Below are 24,235 nucleotides of genomic sequence, written 5' to 3'. Positions count from 1 at the left end.
TCTTCTCTGTTTCTTGTTTGTTTGGAGGGTTGGATTGGCTTGCGCTGCCGACAAACCTGACGGTCAGGCTTTCTCGAGCTCGGCGAAGGCTTCGCGGGCAAGGCGGAAGCTGTCCACGGCCGCGGGCACACCGGCATAGATCGCCACCTGCATCAGGATTTCGCGGATCTCATCCTTGCTGACGCCGTTGGTCAGTGCCCCCTTGATGTGCAGCTTGAACTCGTGCGGCCGGTTCAGGATCGCGATCATGGCGATGTTCAGCATGCTGCGGGTCTTGCGCGGCAGCTCGTCGCGGCCCCAGACGGCGCCCCAGCAGTATTCCGTCACGAGCTCCTGGAACGGGCGGTTGAAATCGTCCACGTTCTTCAGCGCGTTCTCGACATACTGCTTGCCGAGAACGGCGGTGCGGACTTCCACGCCCTTGTCGAAAGTCTTCTTATCCATGTGACGTTTTCCTCCTGTGTTCGTGGTGGTTTGGGCCGCGCCGAACTTAGGACGTCTTGCTGCATCCGTCACGCATTCGTGAAACTAAGAGCTTGATCGCGGTGACAAAAACGTTCTGAGAGGCAGAATTGACGATAGGATCGTTCCGCCCAGCTGGTTCCCCATGCTGTCGTATCGGATGAATTGGTGTGGGGCCGATCGGCGTCGGGCGGGATTGCCGCAGTGTTGGCCGTGCCTCAGCGTCGCCACCGTGTTAGGCTTTGATTGTCGGTGAGCCCTTCCGGCGAGCCAAGGAGAGCGCATTGAACGGCCGCAGTCCTGATCCCGCCAAGACGCCGGCGCCAGCCGATCCGCTGGCGCGCCTGCAGCTCGACCAGGCTCTTCGGCGCGCGACCTATGCGATCGCCTGGGAGCGGCTGTGGCCGATCCTGGCGCGGCTGCTGACGGTCGGCGGTCTGTTTCTCGCGGTCTCGTGGGCCGGACTCTGGCTGGCGCTTCCGTCGGTGGCGCGGGTGGTGGCGCTCGGCCTGTTCGCGGTGCTCGGCATCGCCGCTCTCGTCCCGCTGATTTGGTTTCGCTGGCCGAGTCGCAACGAGGCCCTGCTGCGGCTCGATCGCGGAACGGGCGTCAGGCATCGGCCTGCGACGGCCTTAACCGACACGCTGACCTCGCAGGATCCGCTGACGCAGGCGTTGTGGCGCGAGCAGCGCGAACGCACGCTGGCGTCGATCAAGCGCATCAAGGCCGGTTTGCCATCGCCGCGGCTGGCGATCCACGACCCCTGGGCGTTGCGCGCGCTGGTGATCGTGCTGATGGTGGTGACGGCGATTGCCGCCGGCGAAGACCGCCGGGCGCGGGTGGCGGCCGCATTCGACTGGAACGGTGTGCTGGCAACGGCCAATGCGCGCCTCGATGCCTGGGTCGCTCCGCCGGCCTATACCGGCCGGCCGCCGATCATCCTGACGGCCGCTGCCAACAACCCCGCGCATCCGGCGGCTGCGGATCAGGGCGTGCTGTCTGTGCCGGCCGGTTCGACGCTGGTGGTGCGCGCGAGCGGGGGGCGGCTTGATGTCGCAACCACGGGCGGCATCGCCGAGTCGGAACCGGGCGACAAGCCGCCGCCGACCGGCACCGAGGAGCGCCGCTACACCATCACTGCCGACGGTTCCGTGCATGTGCGCGCCCCGTCGGGGCTATCCCCATGGCGGTTCGCTGCAGTTGCCGACAAGGCGCCTTCGATCTCGCTCGCGAAGGACCCGGAGCGGCAGGCGCGCGGCTCGCTGCTGATGTCCTACAAGCTCGAGGACGATTACGGCGTCACCGAAGCGCATGCGACCTTCATCGCCCGCAACACCGAGCCGAGCGCTGCCGCACGCCCGCTGTTCACGCCGCCGGACTTCCCGTTGGCGTTGCCGAACGCCCGCACGCGCAACGGGGTTGGTCAGACCGTGAAGGATCTGACCGAGCACCCTTATGCAGGCGCCGATGTGACGTTGACGCTGACCGCCAAGGACGAAGCCGGCAATGAGGGGCGCAGCGCGCCGTTCGAGATGCGGATGCCGGAGCGGCTGTTCGTCAAGCCCCTGGCCCGTGCCCTGATCGAGCAGCGTCGCAACCTCGCGCTCGACGCTAACAAGCAGGACGACGTTCGCGAGGCGATCGATGCTTTCATGGTCGAGCCCGAGTTGTTCACGCCGGAGCTCGGCCAGTATCTCGGCCTGCGCACCGTCTACGATCAGATCGAGCGCGCGAAGTCCGACGACGATCTGCGCGAGGTGGTCGGCAACCTGTGGGCGCTGGCCGTCACCATCGAGGACGGCGACATCAGCGACGTCGAACGGGCGCTGCGTGCCGCACAGGAGGCGTTGCGCCAGGCGCTCGAACGCGGCGCTTCCGACGAGGAGATCAAGAAGCTGACCGAGCAGCTGCGCGCGGCGCTCGATAACTTCATGCGCCAGCTCGCCGAGCAGCTCCGCAACAACCCGCAGCAGCTCGCTCGCCCGCTCGATCCGAATACGCGCGTGATGCGCCAGGACGATCTGCGCAACATGATCGACCGCATGGAGCGGCTGTCGCGCTCGGGTGACAAGGACGCCGCGCGGCAACTGCTCGATCAGTTGCAGCAGATGCTGGAGAACCTGCAGATGGCGCAGCCCGGGCAGGGCGGCGACGACGAGATGGAGCAGGCGCTGAACGAGCTTGGCGACGTGATCCGCAAGCAGCAGCAGTTGCGGGACCGCACGTTCCGCGAAGGGCAGGACTCGCGGCAGCAACGGGGCCGGCGCGGCGACCAGCAGAACCCGCAGAACGGGATGGGCGATCTGCAGCAGGATCAGCAGGCACTGCGCGATCGGTTGCAGAAGCTGCTCGACCAGATGGCGAAGCAGGGCATGGGTCCGCGCCAGCGCGGTCAGGGGCAGCAGGGCCAACAGGATCAGCAGGGCGAGCCGGGGCAGCAAGGCCAGCAGGGGCAGGGCGACGGGGATGAGAGCCTCGGCGATGCGGACAGCGCGATGGGCGACGCCGGCGACCAGCTCGGCGATGGCAACGCCGATGGTGCGGTCGGCTCGCAAGGCCGCGCCCTGGAAGCCTTGCGGCGCGGCGCGCAGAATCTCGCGCAGCAGATGCAGCAGGGCCAGGGCGACGGCAATCCGAACGACAACGGTCCTTCCAACCGCGCCGGCCGGCAGCAGAACAGCGGCGCCAATGCCGATCCGCTCGGCCGGCCGTTGCGCGGCCGCGAATTCGGCGACGACCTGACCGTGAAGATTCCGGGCGAGATCGACGTGCAGCGTGTGCGTCGCATCCTTGAGGAGCTGCGCCGGCGCTTCTCCGATCCGCAGCGGCCGCAGCTCGAACTGGACTATCTCGAACGACTGCTGAAGGATTATTGAGGCTGGCGAGCGCTCAGGCGGCGCGGCGGGTCGCGAGCGCGTCGGCCACGGCGGCGCGGATGTCGGCCACTGCGAACGGCTTGGTGACGACGTCATGCACGATCGCGTCGAGCCCGGAGGCGCGCTCGCGCTGGTCGGCAAAGCCGGTCATCAGCAAGATGGTCAGTTGCGGGAAGTCGCGGGCAGCGGCGAGCGCCAGCGCGATCCCGTCCATCACCGGCATCTTGATGTCGGTCAGCAGCAGGTCGTAGCTGCCGTCGTCGCGCAGCAGGATCTCCAGCGCCTCAGCGCCGTCTTCGGCGGTGGTGATGTCGTGGCCGTCCATGGCAATCGCGCGCCCGACCAGCAGGCGCATCGATTCCTCATCGTCGGCGATCAGAATGCGAGCCATTCAAGCACGTCCCGAAGCGATGTCGCGTTTGTTGAAGAAGCGGACGACGATGTTGCGCGCGTCCGCAGGCGGCGAGGCGAGGCGCGAGCGGAACGCAAGCCGTTCGCCGGGTTGCAGCACCGTCTGTTCGAGCACCGTGTTCCAGGCGTAGATGTCGGCGCCGCGCTCGTCCTGCACCACGAAGCGCAGCCGCGGCAGTTCGACCGGTTTGCGCGCCGTGGCGGCGATCTCGCCTTCGATGACGAAGACGCGGCTGCCGTTCACCATCTCCGCCATCACTCGGACGTCCTGGAAGGCCAGGTCGCGCAGGTTGACGCCGAGGCCGATGCTCTGGAAGAAGGCCGCCGTCTGCGGCATCAGCCGGACCACGTCCTTGCGCCAGATCAGCAGCGCCACCGCCAGCGCGGCCATGGCGCCGACCGCCATCGGCGGGGTGATCCGGAAACGTCCGGCTTGGCGCGATCCGAACGTGAATCTCCGCAGCGTCCAGCCGCCGGCCCGGGGCGGGCGCGGACGGACAGCGGCGTCCTGGTGGGCGAGCACGGTCCAGTTGTGCTCGGTCGTGCCGGTGTCGGCAATCGGCGGGCTGTCGATCCGCGGCACCGGCGCCTCGTCGGCCGCTCCGGTCCGGAAGGAGATCGCGTCGGCAGGGGAACCGCCGACGGAGCGGAATCCGTCGGCCGCGGCCATCGCCTCGATCCGCATGCCGTCATCGATGCGCGCGTGCCAGGTCTGACGGCAGCGGACGCAGCGAACGGTCCGTCCGGCCGGGCCGAGGGTTTCCGGGGCGATGTCGTAGGAGGTCTCGCAATTCGGGCAAACGATGGTCATGGCGCTGCGTAAAGCCGATTCGTCCTTAAGGTGCCGGCAAGCTATCAGCCGTCTGTTAACGAATCGGAAACCATAACGGCCGCAAAACCGCTATGGATGGATGGCGCAGAGGGGACCGGGCGATATGCGCCGGCCGCCTGCTGCATTGGAAAGCCATCTTGTTGCGTTCGTGTCACGTCGAACGGAGCTGACTCATGGTCCGGTTCGAGAATGTCGGTTTGCGCTACGGGCTCGGCCCGGAGGTGTTGCGCGACCTCAGTTTCGAGATCAAGGCTCAGTCGTTCCAATTCCTGACCGGCCCTTCGGGCGCGGGCAAGACCTCGCTGCTGCGCCTGTTGTTCCTGTCGCACCGGCCGACCCGCGGATTGGTCAACCTGTTCGGCCACGAGGTGTCGCGCCTGAACAAGGATGCGATCGCCAATCTCCGCAAGCGGATCGGGATCGTGCTGCAGGACTTCCGGCTGCTCGACCATATGACAACGTACGAAAACGTCGCGCTGCCGTTCCGGGTCATGGGACGCGAGGAATCGAGCTATCGTCGGGAAGTGATCGACCTCCTGCACTGGGTCGGGCTCGGCCATCGCATGGACGCATTGCCGCCTATCATGTCCGGCGGCGAGAAGCAGCGTGCGGCCATCGCGCGGGCGGTCATCGCGCGGCCGAACCTGCTGCTCGCGGACGAGCCGACCGGCAACGTCGATCCGACATTGGCAAGACGGCTGCTGCGTCTCTTTATCGAACTGAACAAATCCGGGACCGCGGTCGTGATCGCCACCCACGATATCGCGTTGATGGACCAGTATCCGGCCAGGCGCATGGTGCTGCACGAAGGACGGCTGCATATCTATGAGTGAGATGCCGTTATCCAGGCCGCCGCCGCCGATGGGGCCCGCCTTCGAAGCGGCGCCGGGCCGGCCGCTGCCGCCGACCACGCGCAACATGGCGCCGATCGTGCCGCGCGCGACGATAGCGGGCCGCGCGTTGATCGCCGTGGTGGCGATCATGACATTCCTTGCGTCGGTGACGACCGGCGCGGTGCTGCTGGTGCGCGCCGCCGCCGCCGAGTGGCAGTCGGACATCGCGAGCGAGATGACGATCCAGGTGCGCCCGGCGGAAGGGCGGAATCTGGATCGCGACGTGCGCACCGTGGTCGATACGGTGGCGGCGACCGACGGCATTCTCGACGTCCGCCCGTTCACCGAGCAGGAATCGGGCAAGTTGCTGGAGCCGTGGCTCGGAACCGGGCTCTCGCTTGGCGATCTGCCGGTGCCGCGGGTGATCGTCGCCCGTGTGGTGCCCGGCGCTTCGCTCGATCTCGCCACCTTGCGCAGCCGGCTGGCGCAATCGGCGCCCTCGGCGACGGTGGACGATCATCGCGCCTGGATCGAGCGCATGCGGACCATGACCAACGCCATCGTCCTTGCCGGGCTCGGGATCCTGGCACTGGTCATCATCGCCACCATCATTTCGGTGTCGTTCGCGACGCGCGGCGCAATGGCATCGAACCGGCCGATCGTCGAAGTGCTGCATTTCGTCGGCGCCGGCGACCGCTACATCGCCAATCATTTCCTGCGGCATTTCCTGCGGCTCGGTCTGGAGGGTGGCTTGATCGGTGCCGGCGCCGCGGTGCTTCTGTTCGGCTTCGCCGAATCGATCGGCAGCTGGTTCTCGGGGACGCCGGTGGGCGATCAATTCGCGGCGCTGCTCGGAACGTTCTCGCTGCGGCCGTCGGGCTATCTGGTACTGGTGCTGCAGGCGGTCGTCATCGCCATGATCACGGCCTGGTCGTCACGTCATACCTTGCTGGCGACGCTGGCGGAGATCGACTGACGCTTGACAATTGTGCCCCGGCAAGGCCCGATTTTGCGCTAATCTGGACCAAACGAGGATAATCCGCCGAACATGTCACTGGATGCCGGTCAGCCAAGGAAGCGCTGGACGCTGATGCCGCTGTTGCGAGGCGCGCATGTGCTGCTGCGCGTGATGGCGGTGGCCGTGGTCGTCGTTGCCGGTGGCTTCTTCTGGTTTCTGGCGCAGCTGGAGTCGGACGAGGCGCAGCCGAAGTCGAAGGCGGACGGCATCGTCGTGCTGACCGGCGGTTCGTCGCGGGTCTCGGATGCGGTGGAGCTTCTGGCCAACGGCTACGGCAAGCGGCTGCTGATCTCCGGCGTGCACTGGTCCAACGGCGCCGGCGAGATTTCGCGCTCGCTGCCGGACAACCGCGCCTGGCTCGCCTGCTGCATTGATCTCGATTATTCGGCGGTCAACACCCGCAGCAACGCCACCGAGACGCGGCGCTGGGTGCAGGAGCGCGGTTTTCGCTCGCTGATCGTCGTCACGTCGAACTATCACATGCCGCGTGCGCTCAACGAGCTGTCGCACACCATGCCCGATACGCAGTTGATCCCGTTCGCGGTGATCGGCGAGAAATGGCGCGATGAGCCGTGGTGGTCGAGCGGCGCCGCGGCGCGGCTGTTGCTGACCGAGTACGCGAAGTTTCTGGTCGCGGGCTTGCGGATGCATCTCGACGACTGGCTCGACCCGCCGGAGTTCTCGTCAGGCGACGGCGTGACGCAGAGTCCGGTCGTAAGCTCGCGCAAGCCGGCTTCCGGCGTCGCCAACTGACGGGCTCCGATGGTCGCCATCTTCTTTCGATCGCTCGCCTTCAACGTCGGATTTTATCTGTCACTGCTGGTGCACATGGTGCTGGCGATCCCGTCATTCGTGCTGCCGAAGCAGGTGCTGTTCGAGCTGGCGAAATCGTGGGCGCGCAGCATGATCTGGATGCTGCGCGTGTTCTGCAACATCAAGGTCGAGTATCGCGGGTTGGAGAACATCCCGCAGGGGCCGCTGCTGGTCGCGGCCAAGCATCAATCGGCCTGGGAGACGATCGCGCTCCTGCCGCTCTTCCGCCAGCCGCTGTTCATCCTCAAGCGTGAACTGACCTGGATTCCGCTGTTCGGTCTGTTTCTGCTGAAGGGGCAGATGATCCCGGTCAATCGTTCGTCCGGCGCCCGCGCGCTCTCGAAGATGACGGAGCTCGCGCGGCTCCGCGTGCGCGAGGATCGGCAGTTGATCATCTTCCCGGAGGGCACGCGGCGCCCGGTGGGAGCCGAGCCGCGCTACAAATTCGGCGTCGCTCAGGTCTATGTGGACTGCGGCGTGCAATGCCTGCCCGTGGCGCTGAACTCGGGATTGTTCTGGCCGCGCCGCACGTTCATGCGCTATCCGGGCACGATCATCGTCGAGTTTCTCGAGGTGGTGCCGCCCGGTCTGTCGCGCGACGACTTCCTGGCCCGCGTCAGCGCGGCGATCGAGGCTTCGACGGCGCGGCTGGTGGAGGAAGGCCGAAGCGAGCAGGCGCGGCTGCTGGGCGCCCTCGCACCCCGCAGCGAGCCCGTCACGGAGAAATAGTCTCGTTGTGATGCACCGGCGTCTGCTGCCGCAGGGCGGCGGCAAGGCGATGCAGGTTGGCGTCGACATAGCCCTCGCGCTCCAGCGCGGCGACGGTCTCGATCACGTAATCGGTGTTGGCGCCGGAGTGCCCGTGTCCCTGCCGGATCAGGTGCAGCTGCTGCTCGGCGGACAGCCGCCCGGCATATTGGACGTGGCTGCGGTCGGTGACATAGACCAGCGCGCTGACCCGCTCGCGCGGGTCCGAACCGAGCCACACCGTCCGCAACACCTCGCGGTAGACGCTGGTCACCTGCTCGCGTTCGCGCAAATAGGCAATGGTCGCCAGCCGCTCCTTCTCCGCCACGCGGAAGGCAACGCCCTGGCAGGCGCCGCCACGATCGAGGCCCAGCACCAGGCCCGGTTTCTCGGCGGTGCCGCGATGGACGAAGGAGTAGATGCACAGCGAGCGATGCTCGCCGATCAGCTTGGCTTGCCGCTTTTCCAGATAGTCGAACCCCGGCCGCCACATCAGCGAGCCGTAGCCGAAAATCCACAGATCGCCGTGCGGAAGGTCCTGTTCCGGGACGGTTTTTGCTGTCATGACGGACGCTTAACAGCAGTCCTCCGGCGGTGCAACGCTCCGGCGTGATCGCAATTTCGGCACAGATTGCGCCGACAAGCGCTGTAAAGACGTCGTCTCAACATAAGGGTTTCCATGGCAGATTATTCCACCCCACCCGTCAGGCGCTCGCGCTGGCCGCTGTTCGTGATGCCTGGGTTGCTCGTCCTGCTCGGCATCGGCTGGAGCGGCTTCTGGTTCTACGCGTCAGGGCAGGTCGGGGCCCAGTTCGACCAGTGGCGCGCCCGCGAGGCGCAAGCCGGCCGCGTCTACAACTGCGGCAAGCTCGGCGTCGGCGGTTATCCGTTCCGCTTCGAGGTCACCTGCGACAACGCCAATGTCGAGCTGATCTCGCAGACCGCGAGCCGCAAGCTCGGCAAGGCCGAGCTGAACCAGATTCTCGCCGTCGCGCAGATCTATAGCCCGCAGCGCCTGATCGCCGAGTTCACCTCGCCGCTGACGTTGACCCAGGAGGGCGAGCAGCAGGCGCTGATCCTCAGCTGGAAGGAATCGCAGGCCAGCGTCTACGGCCTGCCGCAGTCGCCGCAGCGCGCGTCGTTCGTGATGGATGATCCGGTGCTGGAGCGCAGCGCGGGCGCGGTGCGCACGCCGTTCGGCCGTGCCAAGCACATCGAACTGCACGGCCGGATCGCCGAAGGCTCAGTCGCCGACAATCCGGTGCTGGATGTGGCCTGGCAGCTCGTGCAGGCGAGCGCCGATGCGCTGCATCCGGTGCTCGGCGAGGCATTCGACATGACCACCCAGGCGCGGTTGCGGGGTCTGAAGGATTTCCGCCCGAAGCCGTGGCCGGAGCGCTTCCGCGAGATTCAGGCTGCCGACGGGCGGATCGAGGTCGTGCAGTCGCGCTTGCAGCAGGGGACGTTGCTCGCGGTCGCGACCGGTTCGCTCGGGATCTCGCCGCAAGGCTTCCTCGACGGTGAGCTGCAGATGACCGTGGCCGGTCTCGACAAGATCGTGCCGGCGCTGGGACTCGACAAGATTCTCGAGCAGGGCGTGCCGCAGGCGACGCTGGATCAGCTTGCGCCGGGGCTGAAGGCCGAGCAGGTCGACAGGGCGATGGGGGCGCTGGACAAGATGATCCCTGGGCTCGGCAATCTCGTGCGCCAGAAGGCGCCGGCAGCATTGCAGGCCGGCATCGGCATGCTCGGGCAGAAGACCGAGTTGGAGGGGCGGCCCGCGCAATCCTTCCCGCTGCGCTTCAGCGAGGGGGCCGTCTTCCTCGGGCCGATCCGGTTCGCGCAGAGCCCGGCGCTGTTCTGAGCGGGCCCTGCGCCATCGGTCTCAGGACTTGCCGTCGTCCTTCGGCGGCAGGTGCGGATGCGGGCGGCCGAAGTCGGCGCCCGCCGCATCCTGACCGATGTTGACGATGCCGCGACGGATCGCGCGGGTGCGGGTGAAGTGATCGAACAGCGCTTCGCCGTCGCCGCGGCGGATCGCACGGGTCAGCTTCGACAGGTCTTCCTGGAATTCGCCGAGCATTTCCAGCACGGCGTCCTTGTTGTTCAGGAACACGTCGCGCCACATGGTCGGATCGGAGGCGGCGATGCGGGTGAAGTCGCGGAAGCCGCCGGCGGAGAATTTCAGCACTTCCGATTCGGTGACGCCTTCGAGCTCTTCCGCCGTACCGACGATGGTGTAGGCGATCAGGTGCGGCAGGTGGCTGGTGATGGCGAGCACCAGGTCGTGGTGCTCGGCCGTCATCGTCTCCACATTGGCGCCGAGCGCCTGCCAGAACGCCTTCAGCCGCTCCACCGCCTCCGGTGCAGCTTGCTCCGACGGTGTCAGAATGCACCAGCGGTTGACGAACAGTTCGGCAAAGCCGGCATCGGGACCGGAGTGCTCGGTGCCGGCCACCGGATGCGCCGGGATGAAGTCGACCGTATCGGGCAGATACTGCGCCATGTCCTTCAGCACGGCGGTCTTCACCGAGCCGACATCGGACACGATCGCGCCGGCTTTCAGATGCGGCGCGATCTCCTTGGCGACCGCGCCGCAGGCGCCGACCGGCACGCAGGCGATCACCAGATCGGCATCGTTAGCGGCTTCCGCGCTCGAGCCGGCGATACGATGGCCGAGGCCAAGCTCCGCCGCACGTTGCCGGACATCGGCGGATGCGTCGGTGGTGACGAGCTCCGTCGCAAGTCCGAGCGCCATGGCGCCGCGGACGATCGACGAGCCGATCAGGCCGAGGCCGATGATCGCGACGCGGTTGAACAGCGGCGTTCTCGTCACTCAGGCCCCCACGAATTCGCGCAGAGCCGCAACCACGAGGCGGTTCGCCTCCTCGGTGCCGACGGTCAGACGCAGCGCATGCGGCAGCTTGTAGTTCTTCAAGGCACGCAGGATCAGCCCGCGCTTGGTCAGGAAGGCGTCGGCATCGTCGGCGGTCCTGCCCTTCTCCTGCGGGAAGTGGATCAGCACGAAGTTGGCGACGCTCGGCGTCACCTTCAGCCCGAGCTTGCTGATCTCTTCGGTGAGCCAGTTGAGCCACTGGTCGTTGTGCGCGCGCGCCCTGGCGATGTAGTCGGTATCGGCGAGCGAGGCGATCGCCGCCTGCATCGCTGGCGTCGAGACGTTGAACGGCCCGCGGATCCGGTTGACCGCGTCGATCAGGTGGCCGGGACCGTACATCCAGCCGACCCGCAGCGATGCAAGCCCGTGAATCTTCGAGAACGTCCGGCACATCACCGTGTTCTCGGTGGTGGCCACGAGTTCGATGCCGGCCTCGTAGTCGTTGCGCGAGACGTACTCCGAATAGGCCGCATCGATCACCAGCAGCACATGCGGCGGCAGGTTGCGTTGCAGCCGCTTCAATTCATCGAACGGCACGTAGGTTCCGGTCGGGTTGTTCGGGTTCGCGACCCAGACGATCTTCGTGCGCGGCGTGACGGCGGCGAGGATCGCATCCACGTCGGTCACGAAGTCCTTCACCGGCACGACGATGCTCTTGCCGCCGTTCGCCATAGTGGCGATCGGATAGACCAGGAAGCAGTGGTCGGTCATGATCGCTTCGTCGCCCGGCCCGAGATAGGTGTGGGCGAGCAGGTTCAGCAGCTCATCGGAGCCGGCGCCGCAGATGATCCGATCCGGATCGAGGCCGAAGCCCTTGCCGATCGCCTCGCGCAAGACCCGGGAAGAGCCTTCCGGATAGTCCTCAAGATGGGCCGCACAGTCCCGGTACGCGGCGATCGCCTTTGGCGAGGGGCCGAGTGGGGTCTCGTTGGCGGACAGCTTGTAGACTTTGGCGACGCCCGGAGCTTCGCTCTTGCCCGGAACATAGGGGGCAATATCGAGAACGCCAGGACGCGGCATCGGACGGGACATGGACTTGAACTCCGGACTTGCTCTTGAAGGCGCAGGGCCTCGACATCGGTTGGGTTATGAAAGCGGTCTGTCGGCAGCGGTCAGACGTGTCGATGGACGCCGTTGGCCGGCACCCTATAGCGGCTCGCATGGCTGCCGACGAGGGCACTCGAGCGCAACGAGGCCCCCGCTCCGATCAGGGCTGATTTCAGCCGTTCCAGCCCGTCGGGCGTGGTGATGGAGACGAGCAGCACGGCACCGTCGAAAGCGGTATCGGGCACCGCCACCACTTCGGCGATCGGCGAGATCGCGCGGGCCACCTCGGCGCTCCAGCCGGACACACGGATCGAAACCATCTCGACCTCGGTGACGAAGGCGTCGTCGGCGACCCGCGAAATCACGAACACCGGCAGCGCGGCCGGATGGTCGGCGCGCTCCAGGAACGGCAGCCGGGCGATGATCTTCGGCGCGTTCGCAGGCTCGAGCGCGGTCCACCATGCGGCGCGACTGTCGGTCGCCGACACCAGCGCGAGATCGCCCTTGGACTTTGCGACAGCCTCGACCGCGGCCGCGGCGCTGAAATGCGGCACGAACGGCACGGTGAAGCCGAAATGGAAGCGGGCGGAATCGCGCATCGCCGAGTCGCCCGCAGACAGGTCGGCATGCATCGAGAACGGCGCCTGGACATAAGTGAAGGTGGAGATGATGACGCGCCAGATGCTCTCGACCGTGTCAAGCGGCAGCATGCCTTTGTGGCGCTCCACCAGCCGGCGCATCATGCCCGCCTCGCGTGCGGGGCGGAAGGCGGAGCCGACCTCCTCGGTCTTCTTCACCGCGATCAGGCGGTCGATGATCTGGCCGCGCTCCATCAAAAGACCGTGCATCGCCTCGTCGATGCGATCGATCTCCTGGCGCAGGTCCTGCAACGAAACCTGCGTGTCCTGCTGTTGAGGCGCGGGGGCCGGCGATTTCGACATGGAAACCCTCAAAAGCGCGGCAATGGCGTCGGAGCCCGAGCCGCGCTGGCCGCATTGATAGGAAAGACGGACGGCGAAAGCAAAGAAAACATTGATAAATTTACGCCGGACGGAGGCGGCGGCACCCGCTGCGCGCGCGGGCCTTGCCTTGACGCGGTGGCGGACGAAGACTAAAACCCTAACCCACTCCGTGGTCATTTGAGCCGGCCGGCTTGCAGCCACGTTAAATAACTCGCTAAACAGGCCGGGGAACGTGATCCCGGCCGAACCTCCCGTTCAGGCCGGTTTTTTATTGGCTTGGCGGGGGCTGACGACGACAAGGGTGCGCGCCGGATGGCGCGACCACCCCCGAAGAGGCCGAGATGGTGACTGTGCAGCCGTTACCGAGTTCGAGAGCGACGCCGCGTCGCGAGGCGGACGATCCGTCGTCGCTGGTGATGACGTTCGGGCCCGATCAGCCGCTGCAACTCGACTGCGGCGTGGCGCTGGCGCCGTTTCAACTCGCCTACCAGACCTACGGCACGCTCAATGCCGACAAGACCAATGCCATCCTGATCTGTCACTGGCTGACCGGCGACCAGCATGTCGCCAATGTGCATCCCGTCACCGGCAAGCCCGGCTCCTGGGACGTGATGATCGGTCCCGGCAAGCCGATCGATACCGACCGCTATTTCGTGATCTGCTCGAACGTGCTCGGCGGCTGCATGGGCTCGAGCGGGCCGTTCTCGACCAACCCGAGCACGGGCGAACTGTGGGGCCTGGATTTTCCGGTCATCACGATCCCCGACATGGTGCGCGCGCAGGCGATGCTGCTCGATCGCCTCGGCATCGACACGTTGTTCGCCGTCGTCGGCGGCTCGATGGGCGGCATGCAGGTGCTGCAATGGGCGTCCGCCTATCCGCAGCGGGTGTTCTCGGCCTTGCCGGTAGCCTGCAGCACGCGGCATTCGGCGCAGAACATCGCCTTCCACGAGGTCGGCCGTCAGGCGGTGATGGCCGATCCGGACTGGCGCGGCGGCCGCTATTTCGCCGAAGGCATCGTGCCGCGTCGCGGGCTGAGCGTCGCTCGCATGGCCGCGCACATCACCTACCTGTCGGATCCGGCGCTGCACCGGAAATTCGGGCGGAAGCTGCAGGATCGGGCGATGCCGACGTTTTCGTTCGATGCGGATTTCGAGGTCGAGAGCTATCTGCGCCACCAGGGCTCGTCGTTCGTCGATCGCTTCGATGCCAACACCTATCTCTACCTGACGCGGGCGATGGACTATTTCGACATCGCTGCCGATCATGACGGGGTGCTGGCGGAGGCCTTCCGCAATACGCGGACGCGATTCTGCGTGGTGTCGTTCACCAGCGACTGGCTGTTTCCGACGTCGGAGTCGCGGGCGATCGTGCATGCCCTCAATGCCGGCGGTGCGCGCGTGTCGTTCGCGGAGATCGAGACCGACAAGGGCCATGACGCGTTCCTGCTCGATCTGCCGGAGTTCTTCGACATCGTCCGCGCCTTCCTCGAATCCGGCGCGGCTGCACGCGGCCTGCCGCGGAAAGGGTGAGGCGATGGCGGTGACCGAGACGACTGCGCTGCGCGAGGCAGCGGCGAAGGCCGGCGCGACTGTGCCGCCGGCGGACGCTGCGCAGAAGCCGCACCGCGCCGACCATCTGCTGGTGGCGGCAATGGTCGAATCCGGCTCGCGCGTGCTCGATGTCGGCTGCGGCGACGGTGATCTGCTGCGGCTTCTGGAGACGCGCGGCGTCGATGGACGCGGCATCGAGCTGTCACGCGAGGGCGTCAACCGCTGCGTGGCGAAGGGGCTTGCCGTCATCCAGGGCGACGCCGACACCGACCTTGCGGATTATCCCGACGATGCCTTCGATTATGTGATCCTGTCGCAGACGCTGCAGGCGACGCGGCAGCCGCGGGTGGTGCTCGAGCACATGCTGCGGATCGGCCGGCACGGCATCGTCTCGTTCCCGAATTTCGGCCACTGGCGGATGCGGCTGCAATTGCTGTTCAAGGGCCAGATGCCGCGCACCGACAATCTGCCGGCGAGCTGGTACGACACCGCCAACATCCATTTCTGCACGATCAAGGATTTCGTGCAGCTCTGCGATGAGATCGACGCGTCGATGGACCGCGCCGTCGCGCTCGACGGCTGGGGCACGCCGCTGCGCCTGAACGCGCCGTGGTGGTTCTGGAATCTGTTCGGCGAGCAGGGCGTGTTCCTGCTCAGCCGTGCCGGCAAGATGCGCTAAATCGTGATTGTTTCAGACTGAAGTGGATCGCGTGCGCCCTCTTCCCAGCGGGAGAGGGTTGGGGTGAGGGATCGAACCTCTCGGCCGTGAGTGACACCCTCACCCGGCGCGCCGCGCGACCTCTCCCTTGAGGGAGAGGTAAAGAGCGCTTCACCATATAGGTTCGATGTCAAGCGATCATGCTAGGCGCGCACCGATCGTGGATCGCGCGGCGGCCAGTGCCCGGCCTCGACGAGGCCGATGAAGCGGTCGAGCGTCTCGTTGAACAGCGACGGCTCTTCCAGGTTCAGCACGTGGCCGGACTTCGGGAACATCGCGAGGCCCGAGGCCGGGATCGTCTTCTTCAGGAAGAGGCTCGGCGCGACGCAGTGATCGTCCTCGTCGCCACAGATAATCAGGGTTGGCGTCGGGATCGTCCGGATGGCATCTTCCAGGGTGTACATGGATGGCCGTCCGCCCTGGAAGCTGCGCATGGTGTTGCCCGAGCCCCGCGAGTCGTGGCGCGCTAGCGAATCGTAGAAATCCTTGTGGCCGCGCGGGTCTTTCAGCAGGAACGGAATACGGCTCGGCGCTTCGCGGGTCGCCTTGGCGACTTCGGTCGCGCCGATCGAATGGTACTGGTCGGCATTGGCCTGGCATTGCTCGCGATAGGCGTCGAGAGCGGCGAGATCGGAGCCCGAGCCGACGCCCGCGAGCGTCAGCGATCGCGCCCGCTGCGGCGCGTTGATGCCGATCTGCAGCGACGAATACGCGCCCATCGACAGCCCGACGAAATGCGCGGTGTCGATCTTGAGATGATCGAGCACGGCGAGCGCGTCGCTGTAGAAATGCGTGTAGGTGTAGACCTCGTGCGAGGCAGGCACGTCCGACGGCGTATAGCCGCGCGCCGAATAGGCGATGCACCGGTGCCGCCGCGAGAAATAGCGCATCTGCGGCTCCCAATTGGTGTGGTCGGCCGCGAACTCGTGCAGGAAGATGATCGGCGTTCCGGAGCCTGCCTCCTCGAAATAGAGCCGGACGTTGTCGCTGCTCGTGGCGTAGGGCATGGCCGTCTCCCTTGATGTTTCTTCTTGACGTTATGGCGTGACGTTCATCGCTCCATGGGGGCGATCAGGCTGACGTTCGACTGCGCGATCGTGTTGAGCGGCTGGCGATCCATGTCTGTGTCATGGGATTCGGCCCGCTCCAGAGCTCAGATCAAGGCGGGTTCGCTTTCGGCGATGGCGTCGCCTATGGCGATCCGGCCGTCGGCGATGACCTCCGCATAGATGCCGCAGTCGGCATGGTCGAGCGCGCGCATCATCGTCTGCGGCAGATTGAGGTCACGGGCGCCGGTTTCCGGATCGACGTTGACGGCGGCGCAGCGGACGATCCGCTTGACCACCGACAGCCTCGCGTCGCCGATCGCCAGGGTCTTGCCGAGCAGGTCGAATTCCGCCCACGCCGGCCAGCCGCGGACGTAGAGGTTGGCGCGAAAGCGGCGGGGATCGACCGGCTGGCCGACCAGGTCTTCCAGGGCGGCTACACTTGCGAGATTGATGATCGAGACCACCTTCTTGGCGACGTCCGAGAAGCTATGCTCGCCGCCGCTGAGCACCTTGGGCGGGCCCTTCAGGTCGCCGGCCGAATAGCTGGCGAAGAACGCCTCGATCGCCGCCCGGCCCTCGGCCGTTTCCAGGTTGCCGCGCGCGGCCTCCGCACCGTCGTGGTGGACGGTCAGGACGCGGCTGTCATCGTCGAAGCGGGTGCGCAGCGCAGCCAGCCGCTCGTTTCGCATCAGCATCAGGAAATAGGCCTTGGGGAAATACTTCGGATCGGCCGGATCGAACCCGCTCGGTCCGTTTTCGATGGCATAGGCGCGGTCGTTCGGCAGCGGCCGGCCCTTGGTCAGGGCGACGGCGTCGAGCGGTTCGGGCGTCAGTCCCTTCACCGGATAGCGGTAGATGCTCTGGATGGTGGCTTGCGCGATCATGGCTGTTTCTAGTCGTTCCTGACGTTCAGGGCCAGCGCGGCGATGTGGTGCCGGCGTCAGCCAGGCCGGACGGGCTTGGAGCTTACTCAAACGCGAGCGAATTCGAAAACCGGGCCTTCAAATTCCTGCGATGCCATCCCACATCACTCACAAGCCGGGCCCAGACGGGACGGTGACGGCCGCGCCGGGCTGACGGACATCAGCGCCGGGCGTGGAAACCCAATGACGATGCGGGTTCCGTGCTTTCGGGGCGGACTCGCAGGCCGAGGGAAGGGCAGTTTTTATGAATATAGAAAAGTACACCGAGCGTTCGCGCGGCTTCATCCAGTCGGCGCAGACGCTGGCGACCCGCGAGGGCCACCAGCAGTTCACCCCACTTCACATCCTCAAAGTGTTGCTCGACGACCCGGAAGGGCTCGCCGGCGGTCTGATCGACCGCTCCGGCGGCAATTCGCGCGCCATCCTCAAGGCGACCGAAGATGCGTTGAACCGCCTGCCGAAGGTCTCCGGCAGCGGCGCGGGTCAGGTCTATCTGGCGCCGGCGACCGCGCGTCTGTTCGATGCCGCCGAGAAGGCGGCCGAGAAGGGCGGTGACGGGTTCGTCACGGTCGAGCGCCTGTTGCTGGCGCTGACCTTGGACAAGGATTCGGAGGCCGGTCAGATTCTCACCAAGGGTGGCGTCTCGCCGCAGAACCTCAATGCCGCGATCAACGCGTTGCGCAAGGGCCGCACGGCGGACAGCCCGACGGCCGAGAACGCTTATGACGCGCTGAAGAAATATGCGCGCGACCTGACGCAGGCGGCGCGCGACGGCAAGATCGACCCGGTGATCGGCCGCGATGAGGAGATCCGCCGCACCATCCAGGTGCTGTCGCGCCGGACCAAGAACAATCCGGTGCTGATCGGCGAACCCGGCGTCGGCAAGACCGCCATCGTCGAGGGCCTCGCCCAGCGGATCGTCAATGGCGACGTGCCGGAGAGCCTGAAGGACAAGAAGCTCTTGTCGCTCGACATGGGCGCGCTGATCGCCGGCGCGAAGTACCGTGGCGAGTTCGAGGAGCGGCTGAAGTCCGTGCTGCAGGAGGTCACCAGCGCCGAGGGCGGCATCATCCTGTTCATCGACGAGATGCACACGCTGATCGGCGCCGGCAAGGCGGACGGCGCGATGGATGCGTCGAACCTGCTGAAGCCTGCGCTGGCGCGTGGCGAGTTGCACTGCATCGGCGCAACCACGCTCGACGAGTATCGCAAGCATGTGGAGAAGGATGCAGCGCTCGCGCGACGCTTCCAGCCCGTGTTCGTGTCGGAGCCGACGGTCGAGGACACCATCTCGATCCTGCGCGGGCTGAAGGACAAGTACGAGCAGCACCACGGCGTGCGCATCACCGACAGCGCGCTGGTGGCGGCCACAACGTTGTCGAACCGCTACATCACTGATCGCTTCCTGCCGGACAAGGCCATCGACCTGGTGGACGAGGCGGCGGCCCGGCTGAAGATGCAGGTCGATTCCAAGCCTGAGGAGCTCGATTCGATCGATCGCGAGATCGTGCGTCTGCGCATCGAGCAGGAGGCGCTGAAGAAGGAATCGGACGCGGGCTCGAAGAGCCGGTTGCAGAACCTGGAGCAGGAGCTGGCCGAGCTCGAGAAGAAATCGGCCGACCTGACCTCGCGCTGGCGCGCAGAGAAGAGCAAGCTCTCGGATGCGCAGAAGCTGAAGACCGAGCTGGATCAGCTGCGGATCGAGCTCGCCAATGCGCAGCGCAAGGGCGAATATCAGCGCGCGGGCGAATTGGCCTATGGCCGCATCCCCGAGCTCGAGAAGAAGCTCGCCAGCATCGAGGCCAACGAGGACAAGGGCGCCATGGTGGAAGAGGCGGTCACCGCCGACCACGTCGCCCAGGTCGTCTCGCGGTGGACCGGCGTGCCGGTCGACAAGATGCTGGAAGGCGAGAAGGAGAAGCTGCTCAAGATGGAGCACCAGCTCGCCAAGCGCGTCATCGGTCAGGCCGAGGCCGTGAAGGCGGTTTCGACCGCGGTACGCCGCGCGCGCGCCGGCCTGCAGGACCCGAACCGGCCGATCGGCTCGTTCATGTTCTTAGGTCCGACCGGCGTCGGCAAAACCGAGCTGACCAAGGCGTTGGCCGAGTATCTGTTCGACGACGAGACCGCGCTGATCCGCATGGATATGTCCGAGTACATGGAGAAGCACTCCGTGGCTCGGCTGATCGGCGCGCCTCCGGGCTATGTCGGCTACGACGAGGGCGGCGCGCTGACGGAAGCCGTGCGGCGCAGGCCGTATCAGGTGGTCCTGTTCGACGAGATCGAGAAGGCGCATCCGGACGTGTTCAACGTGCTGCTGCAGGTGCTCGACGACGGTCGCCTGACCGACGGTCAGGGCCGCACGGTCGATTTCCGCAACACGCTGATCATCATGACGTCGAACCTCGGCGCCGAATTCCTGGTCAACCAGCCGGAAGGCGAGGATACCGAGGCGGTGCGCGATCAGGTGATGACGGTGGTGCGGGCGAGCTTCCGCCCCGAATTCCTCAACCGCGTCGACGAGATCATCCTGTTCCACCGCTTGCAGAAGAGCGAGATGGGCAAGATCGTCGATATCCAGATGAGGCGGCTGTCGAAGCTGTTGGAGGAGCGCAAGATCGTGCTCGACCTGGAGCCGGCTGCGCGCGACTGGCTCGCAGAGAAGGGATGGGACCCGGCCTATGGCGCCCGTCCGCTGAAGCGGGTGATCCAGCGCAGCGTGCAGGATCCGCTGGCCGAGTTGATCCTTGCGGGCGACGTCAAGGACGGCGAGACGGTGACGATCGATGCCGGGCGCAGCGGCCTCAGCTTCAACGGCGAGACCGTCGCGCACGCCGACGACGATACTTTCGAGCGGCAGGCGACGGTCAAGGCTGCCGTCGGCGGCAAGCGCACCAAGCACTGAGCTTGCGATGTTGCCTGGCTGAAACAACGACGGGTGCCCGTTTCCGGCGCCCGTCGTCATCTACGGCCGCCCACGCGGGCGGCCTATTTCTTCGTTAGCTTGTAGATCGCGTTTTCGACATCCAAGGAGACGTAGATCGCACCCGAGGCGCCGACCCCGACGCCGGTCGGAATGTTGGTCGGCAGGCCGCCCGGCGTTGCGGCAAGTCCGATCGGCAGGTTGCCGGCCAGTTCGGTGACGGTGCCGGTTTGCGGATCGATCGCGACCACGCGCCTGGCGCCGACCTCCGCGACGATGAGCCTGCCGTCCGGCGCGAGCGCGATCCCCTCCGGTGCCTTCAACTCCTTCGCCACCACGGTCTTGGTGCCGCTCGTCAGATCGACCCGCGACACCTGGCCGGCGAACGCCTCGGTGAGGTAGACGCTGTTGTTCGGCCCCTCGACCAGGCCGATTGGTCCGGCCAGGTCGCCGATCACGGTCTTGCGGTCCTTGCCGTGCGCGCCGCTCGCGCGCACCAGCGACTTGGTGCCGAGCTCGTTGACCAGGATGCTGCCGTCGGCGAGGCGGATCGCATCGTGCGGCGCCTTGAAGTCGTGCAGCATCTCCAGCGTCTTGTGGGTCTTGCGGTCGATCACCTGCACGGTGCCGGTGAACCAGCTCGACAGCACCACGACGTCGCCCCTCGCCGTGGCGCTCATCGGATATTCCAGCACGGTGCCGTCGGCGTGCATGCGCGCCGGTTCGCTGACCTCGCCGGTGTCGCCGTTGATCGTGCGATAGGCGAAGACGTCGGCGACGTAGACGGTGTCCTTCGCCCCGTCGGATACCACGGCGATGCCGCCCGGCAGCGCCAGCTTGCCGATGATGATCTGCTTGACGGCGCCCGTCGCCGGATCGATCTCCTGGATGCCGTTGTCGGCCATGTTGGACACGAGAATGCGGTCGTTCGCATCGATGGCGAGATTGTCGAGCGACGCTTTCAGCTGCGCCACCACGGTCTTCGCGCCGGTCTTGGGATCGACGCGGACAAGCTGGCCGACAGCGGTGTCGACCACCCAGAGGTTGCCCTTGGAATCGAAGTTGACGGCGGCCGGGACCTTGAAGCCGTCCGCCACCACCGTCAGCTCGGGCTTGTCGACATCGACCTTGACCACCTGGCCCTTGAACCACAACGGACCGTAGAGCAGGCCATCGGGGCCGAACTCGAAGCCGTTCAGGCCGCCCATCTTGTCCATGATCTTGCGTGGCGGCTGCGTGCCTTCGACGTCGATCTCATAGAGCGCATCGCCGAGGAACACCTGGGTCGCATACAGCCGGCCATCCTTGCGGAAGGCCAGCGAGTTGATGCCGGGCAGGCCGGACGCCAGCTTTTTCACTGGCCCATTGTCCTTGCGGGCGTAGATGTCGCCGATCAGGAACGCGGTCCAGGCCATCGTCCCGTCGGGGGCGAAGGCGATGTCGTCGGCCATGCCCTCGGGCGAGGGGACGGCGATTTTCGCGGTGCCGGCGGCGCGATCAACCTCGTACAGCGCGGCGCCGGCGACGCTGCCGGCGAACAGCCGTCCGCTCTTGTCGATGCCAAGGCCGTGCACGCCATGGAAGGCCGAACCCGGCACCAGCCGGGTCGCTTCGTAGCTTTGCGCAAGCACAGGACTGGAGGGACTAGCGAAAGCCGCAGCAGACAGCGCCGCGCAGAACGTCAAACAACGCACCATCGGCAATCCCATCGGCAACTCCATGGGCAACCTCCCGGAAGGCTTGTTTTCGTTGGCCGAGTATTCGCGCGCGCTGCGGCGATGGCAAGCCGGATCGCAGCGCGAACGGGCTCACGCCGCTGCCAATCGCCGGCGGCGCGGAGTCGCTAAGACCCTTATGGAGGAGGACTCAGATCAGCGCGGCGTGATGCTGCGGGTGATCGGCGTATCGGCCTGGCCTTGTGCCAGGCGCGGGCTGCTGCCGCGGTTGTTCATGATGCCTTCGAGGCGATCGCGCTCCTGCTCGAAGGCGGTGAGCATCGTGCCTTCGAGCGAGCGGCCGCGCGGCAGGCGGACGCGCATCGGATCGACGAAGCGGCCGTTCACCAGGATTTCGTAGTGGACGTGAGCGCCGGTCGAGAGGCCGGTGGAGCCGACATAGCCGATCACCTGGCCCTGGCGGACGCGCTTGCCGACTTCCATCCCCTTGGCGAACGCGGACATGTGGCCGTAGGCGGTCTCATAGCCGTTCGGATGCTTGATGCGGATGTATTTGCCGTAGCCGCCTTCCCAGCCGATCTTCTCGATCGCGCCGTTGCCGGAGGCGAAAATGGGGGTGCCGTAGCCCGTGGCCCAATCGACGCCGGTGTGCATGCGGGAGAAGCCGAGGATCGGGTGACGGCGCGAGCCGAAGCCTGAGCGCATCGTCGCGTTGTTGACCGGCTTGCGCACCAGGAATTTCTTCGCGCTCTTTCCGGTCTCGTCATAGTAATCGACGATGCCGTCGTCCGGCGTCTGGAAGCGATAATATTTCTTGGTTTCGCCACCGACCGTGAGCGAGGCGAACAGCACTTCGTTCTTGGCGTCGGGGGTCGGCGTTTCGTCTTCGCCGGCGAAGAAGACTTCGAACGAATCGCCGGCCTGCACCCGGCGCTGGAAGTCGACGTCGTAGGAATAGACGCGAATCATGTCCTCGATGACGGGCGCGGGGACCTTGTTGCGCAGCGCCGTCTCGTAAATGCTCTGGTAGAGGCGGATGCCGGTGCCGTCATCCTCCTCGTCGTCATCGGTGCTCGCTTCTGCCGTGGCCGTCGGCATGTTGAGGCTGGAGACATCGACATTGACGTATTTGCCGAGGTCGGAGAGGGCGACCACCGCCTCCACGGCGGTTTCGTTGGCGATCACGACGCGGCAGGCCTGCGGCTTGCGGCCTGGCCCCGGCGGCATCATCAGGATCCGCAGTTTCTGGCCTTCCTTGAGGCCGCCGTCTTTGCCGCGGGCGCCGAGCTGGGCCACGATGGCCTTGATCTCTTCCGGCGAAGCGCCCTGATCGCGCAGAATGCTGGCGACGCTTTCACCCTTCTTGACGAGATGGACGCGCTCGGTGGACGGGTTGCCGCCGGTGACCTGATCCTTGGTCTTGCCGAGCAGCGTCACGTTCTCCGGCACCACCCGTGCCTCGAAGCCGGCGTAAGGATCGATCTGACCTTCGGCCGCGTACGCCATCCGCATGTCGGCAGGCGAGGCGGCCGCGGCATAACGGACGCCCGAGGTGCTGCCGTTGTTGCGCCAGTTCGAGGCCTCGCGCACCCGCATGACGACATCGTCGATCGCAATCGCGGTGGCGATCTTCGCCTTTGGCAGCAGCGGCGCGAGATCGCGCGTGACGAACGAGACTTCGGCGTCGGGCTCGGCGCTCTCCGCGCTCTGCTGCTCCTCGCCGGAGGCCGACGACGGCGAGCCGACATCGGTCAGCAGCCGCTGCGCATTGAAGGCCGGGATCTTCGACGACAACTCGCTGCTGGCAAGCGACAGGTTGCCGGAAATCCTGATGAAGGGACGCACCCGCATGATGTCGCGGTTGCCGGCGCGGGCGACCGTCGAGACCCGGATCACCTGGCGCGCGGCGGAGCTTTCGCTCGGCGGCGGCAGCCGGTCGGTCTTGCGGGTGGTGCCGCGCTCGTTGGCGCTAAAGGCGCCGCGCAGCGCGCCCTCCAGACGTTCAGGCACGTGCGCGAAGGTGGTTTCGCCGTCGAGGGCTGTGAAAACGGCGCCGCCAATCAAGGCCGCGCCGCAGAGACCGGTCAGGATCGTGCCGCTGAACCACTGCACCGACACGCGGCGGCGGTCGATGAAGGTCGCATCGGTGCCGTTGACGGAGAGCGGCGGCTCATGACCGAGATCGATCGTCCCGGTTGCCGCGCGTCCGTGGTTGCCCCCGCCTTGCGTGCCGTGGCTCAAACCGCCATCCCCTTCAACAACCCCATCATCGTCTGCCCCGTTCTTCTCCGAGGAGAAGGGCGGGGCCCACAAGTAGACCGGGCGCCTGCATCAAAGCAAATCATTCACGCCGGCCAGTATCGCTGGCCGTGGACGACCGCCTCTCGATGTTACGCGACCCCTCCGGACGCAAGACGATCGAACAAAAAGGTGCGCAGCGCCATGACGACCTCGTTCGACTTTGCGATTTTCGACATCATGCGGTGTGGACAACCA

The 24,235-nt window shown here is 66.2% G+C and carries 20 protein-coding genes and 1 riboswitch; of the genes, 9 read left to right on the top strand and 11 right to left on the bottom strand.

From position 1 onward, the window contains the following. Positions 1-63: 63 nt before the first annotated feature. On the bottom strand, positions 64-444 hold the full coding sequence (locus tag X566_RS04955) for a carboxymuconolactone decarboxylase family protein (RefSeq protein WP_034464009.1): 381 nt from the start codon (positions 442-444) through the stop codon (positions 64-66). A 302-nt stretch (positions 445-746) separates the two neighbouring features. On the opposite strand from X566_RS04955, the gene X566_RS04950 reads away from it, so the two are divergent. After that, entirely contained in the window at positions 747-3,338 is a 2,592-nt protein-coding gene (locus X566_RS04950) for a TIGR02302 family protein (RefSeq protein ID WP_034464006.1), read from the top strand. A gap of 13 nt (positions 3,339-3,351) precedes the next feature. On the opposite strand, the gene X566_RS04945 is transcribed toward X566_RS04950, so the two are convergent. Continuing rightward, positions 3,352-3,729: a response regulator gene (locus tag X566_RS04945; RefSeq protein ID WP_034464003.1), complete on the bottom strand. Its 378-nt coding sequence runs from the start codon at positions 3,727-3,729 to the stop codon at positions 3,352-3,354. Then, on the bottom strand, positions 3,730-4,560 hold the full coding sequence (locus tag X566_RS04940; protein ID WP_034463999.1) for an MJ0042-type zinc finger domain-containing protein: 831 nt from the start codon (positions 4,558-4,560) through the stop codon (positions 3,730-3,732). Positions 4,561-4,754: 194 nt separating this feature from the next. Here X566_RS04940 and ftsE point away from each other — a divergent pair, with 194 nt between their 5' ends. The 4 genes from ftsE (at position 4,755) to X566_RS04920 (ending at position 7,974) form a co-directional block, all read left to right on the top strand. Then, positions 4,755-5,414: a cell division ATP-binding protein FtsE gene (gene ftsE / locus X566_RS04935; RefSeq protein WP_034463997.1), complete on the top strand. Its 660-nt coding sequence runs from the start codon at positions 4,755-4,757 to the stop codon at positions 5,412-5,414. Between the two features lie 28 nt (positions 5,415-5,442). Further along, positions 5,443-6,390, top strand: coding sequence for an ABC transporter permease (locus X566_RS04930; protein ID WP_034463994.1), 948 nt, complete (start codon positions 5,443-5,445; stop codon positions 6,388-6,390). Between the two features lie 114 nt (positions 6,391-6,504). Beyond that, entirely contained in the window at positions 6,505-7,185 is a 681-nt protein-coding gene (locus X566_RS04925; protein ID WP_244434765.1) for a YdcF family protein, read from the top strand. A 9-nt stretch (positions 7,186-7,194) separates the two neighbouring features. Further along, a complete protein-coding gene (locus X566_RS04920; protein WP_034463990.1) occupies positions 7,195-7,974 on the top strand; it encodes a 1-acyl-sn-glycerol-3-phosphate acyltransferase in 780 nt (259 codons plus the stop codon). On the opposite strand, the gene X566_RS04915 is transcribed toward X566_RS04920, so the two are convergent. Continuing rightward, positions 7,961-8,557: a gamma-glutamylcyclotransferase gene (locus X566_RS04915; protein WP_034463989.1), complete on the bottom strand. Its 597-nt coding sequence runs from the start codon at positions 8,555-8,557 to the stop codon at positions 7,961-7,963. The two genes, X566_RS04920 and X566_RS04915, sit on opposite strands and share 14 nt — an antisense overlap. Positions 8,558-8,671: 114 nt before the next feature. On the opposite strand from X566_RS04915, the gene X566_RS04910 reads away from it, so the two are divergent. Next, a complete protein-coding gene (locus X566_RS04910) occupies positions 8,672-9,856 on the top strand; it encodes a DUF2125 domain-containing protein (RefSeq protein ID WP_034463987.1) in 1,185 nt (394 codons plus the stop codon). Between the two features lie 21 nt (positions 9,857-9,877). On the opposite strand, the gene X566_RS04905 is transcribed toward X566_RS04910, so the two are convergent. From X566_RS04905 to X566_RS04895, 3 genes are all read right to left on the bottom strand, one after another. Beyond that, a complete protein-coding gene (locus tag X566_RS04905; protein WP_173402565.1) occupies positions 9,878-10,828 on the bottom strand; it encodes a prephenate/arogenate dehydrogenase family protein in 951 nt (316 codons plus the stop codon). Further along, complete coding sequence (gene hisC, locus X566_RS04900; RefSeq protein ID WP_034463986.1) at positions 10,829-11,920, bottom strand: histidinol-phosphate transaminase; 1,092 nt, start codon at positions 11,918-11,920, stop codon at positions 10,829-10,831. A gap of 80 nt (positions 11,921-12,000) precedes the next feature. Next, on the bottom strand, positions 12,001-12,876 hold the full coding sequence (locus X566_RS04895) for a chorismate mutase (protein WP_051443883.1): 876 nt from the start codon (positions 12,874-12,876) through the stop codon (positions 12,001-12,003). Positions 12,877-13,056: 180 nt separating this feature from the next. Further along, a riboswitch (SAM riboswitch) is annotated at positions 13,057-13,136 on the top strand. A gap of 102 nt (positions 13,137-13,238) precedes the next feature. Here X566_RS04895 and X566_RS04890 point away from each other — a divergent pair. After that, a complete protein-coding gene (locus X566_RS04890) occupies positions 13,239-14,429 on the top strand; it encodes a homoserine O-acetyltransferase (RefSeq protein WP_034463982.1) in 1,191 nt (396 codons plus the stop codon). A gap of 4 nt (positions 14,430-14,433) precedes the next feature. Beyond that, on the top strand, positions 14,434-15,129 hold the full coding sequence (gene metW / locus X566_RS04885; RefSeq protein ID WP_034463980.1) for a methionine biosynthesis protein MetW: 696 nt from the start codon (positions 14,434-14,436) through the stop codon (positions 15,127-15,129). Positions 15,130-15,311: 182 nt separating this feature from the next. Here metW and X566_RS04880 read toward each other — a convergent pair whose 3' ends face one another. Beyond that, the gene (locus tag X566_RS04880) at positions 15,312-16,175 is read right to left on the bottom strand and encodes an alpha/beta fold hydrolase (RefSeq protein ID WP_034463978.1); all 864 of its coding nucleotides are present in this window, start codon (positions 16,173-16,175) and stop codon (positions 15,312-15,314) included. Between the two features lie 146 nt (positions 16,176-16,321). Continuing rightward, on the bottom strand, positions 16,322-17,101 hold the full coding sequence (locus tag X566_RS04875; protein WP_034463975.1) for an MOSC domain-containing protein: 780 nt from the start codon (positions 17,099-17,101) through the stop codon (positions 16,322-16,324). A gap of 283 nt (positions 17,102-17,384) precedes the next feature. Between X566_RS04875 and clpB the strand changes: the two genes are divergently transcribed. Then, positions 17,385-20,045: an ATP-dependent chaperone ClpB gene (gene clpB / locus X566_RS04870; RefSeq protein WP_051443882.1), complete on the top strand. Its 2,661-nt coding sequence runs from the start codon at positions 17,385-17,387 to the stop codon at positions 20,043-20,045. 83 nt (positions 20,046-20,128) lie between these two features. Here the strand turns inward: clpB and X566_RS04865 are convergent, their stop codons facing one another. Together X566_RS04865 and X566_RS04860 are read right to left on the bottom strand one after the other, a co-directional pair. After that, the gene (locus X566_RS04865) at positions 20,129-21,784 is read right to left on the bottom strand and encodes a PQQ-binding-like beta-propeller repeat protein (RefSeq protein ID WP_244434680.1); all 1,656 of its coding nucleotides are present in this window, start codon (positions 21,782-21,784) and stop codon (positions 20,129-20,131) included. Between the two features lie 150 nt (positions 21,785-21,934). After that, entirely contained in the window at positions 21,935-23,980 is a 2,046-nt protein-coding gene (locus tag X566_RS04860; protein WP_051443881.1) for a M23 family metallopeptidase, read from the bottom strand. Positions 23,981-24,235: the final 255 nt, after the last annotated feature.

Source organism: Afipia sp. P52-10 (assembly GCF_000516555.1).
In the GTDB taxonomy this organism is placed as follows: domain Bacteria; phylum Pseudomonadota; class Alphaproteobacteria; order Rhizobiales; family Xanthobacteraceae; genus P52-10.
This window is presented reverse-complemented; position numbering and strand designations above follow the sequence as displayed.

Excerpts from the sequence above, each read along its gene's own strand:
- ftsE (WP_034463997.1), top strand. The coding sequence starts at position 4,755 with ATGGTCCGGTTCGAGAATGTCGGTTTGCGCTACGGGCTCGGCCCGGAG.
- X566_RS04895 (WP_051443883.1), bottom strand. The coding sequence starts at position 12,876 with ATGTCGAAATCGCCGGCCCCCGCGCCTCAACAGCAGGACACGCAGGTT.
- X566_RS04865 (WP_244434680.1), bottom strand. The coding sequence starts at position 21,784 with ATGGAGTTGCCGATGGGATTGCCGATGGTGCGTTGTTTGACGTTCTGC.
- X566_RS04930 (WP_034463994.1), top strand. The coding sequence starts at position 5,443 with ATGGGGCCCGCCTTCGAAGCGGCGCCGGGCCGGCCGCTGCCGCCGACC.
- hisC (WP_034463986.1), bottom strand. The coding sequence starts at position 11,920 with ATGTCCCGTCCGATGCCGCGTCCTGGCGTTCTCGATATTGCCCCCTAT.
- X566_RS04925 (WP_244434765.1), top strand. The coding sequence starts at position 6,505 with ATGCCGCTGTTGCGAGGCGCGCATGTGCTGCTGCGCGTGATGGCGGTG.
- X566_RS04955 (WP_034464009.1), bottom strand. The coding sequence starts at position 444 with ATGGATAAGAAGACTTTCGACAAGGGCGTGGAAGTCCGCACCGCCGTT.
- metW (WP_034463980.1), top strand. The coding sequence starts at position 14,434 with ATGGCGGTGACCGAGACGACTGCGCTGCGCGAGGCAGCGGCGAAGGCC.
- X566_RS04890 (WP_034463982.1), top strand. The coding sequence starts at position 13,239 with ATGGTGACTGTGCAGCCGTTACCGAGTTCGAGAGCGACGCCGCGTCGC.
- X566_RS04880 (WP_034463978.1), bottom strand. The coding sequence starts at position 16,175 with ATGCCCTACGCCACGAGCAGCGACAACGTCCGGCTCTATTTCGAGGAG.
- X566_RS04920 (WP_034463990.1), top strand. The coding sequence starts at position 7,195 with ATGGTCGCCATCTTCTTTCGATCGCTCGCCTTCAACGTCGGATTTTAT.
- X566_RS04915 (WP_034463989.1), bottom strand. The coding sequence starts at position 8,557 with ATGACAGCAAAAACCGTCCCGGAACAGGACCTTCCGCACGGCGATCTG.
- X566_RS04875 (WP_034463975.1), bottom strand. The coding sequence starts at position 17,101 with ATGATCGCGCAAGCCACCATCCAGAGCATCTACCGCTATCCGGTGAAG.
- clpB (WP_051443882.1), top strand. The coding sequence starts at position 17,385 with ATGAATATAGAAAAGTACACCGAGCGTTCGCGCGGCTTCATCCAGTCG.
- X566_RS04940 (WP_034463999.1), bottom strand. The coding sequence starts at position 4,560 with ATGACCATCGTTTGCCCGAATTGCGAGACCTCCTACGACATCGCCCCG.
- X566_RS04945 (WP_034464003.1), bottom strand. The coding sequence starts at position 3,729 with ATGGCTCGCATTCTGATCGCCGACGATGAGGAATCGATGCGCCTGCTG.
- X566_RS04910 (WP_034463987.1), top strand. The coding sequence starts at position 8,672 with ATGGCAGATTATTCCACCCCACCCGTCAGGCGCTCGCGCTGGCCGCTG.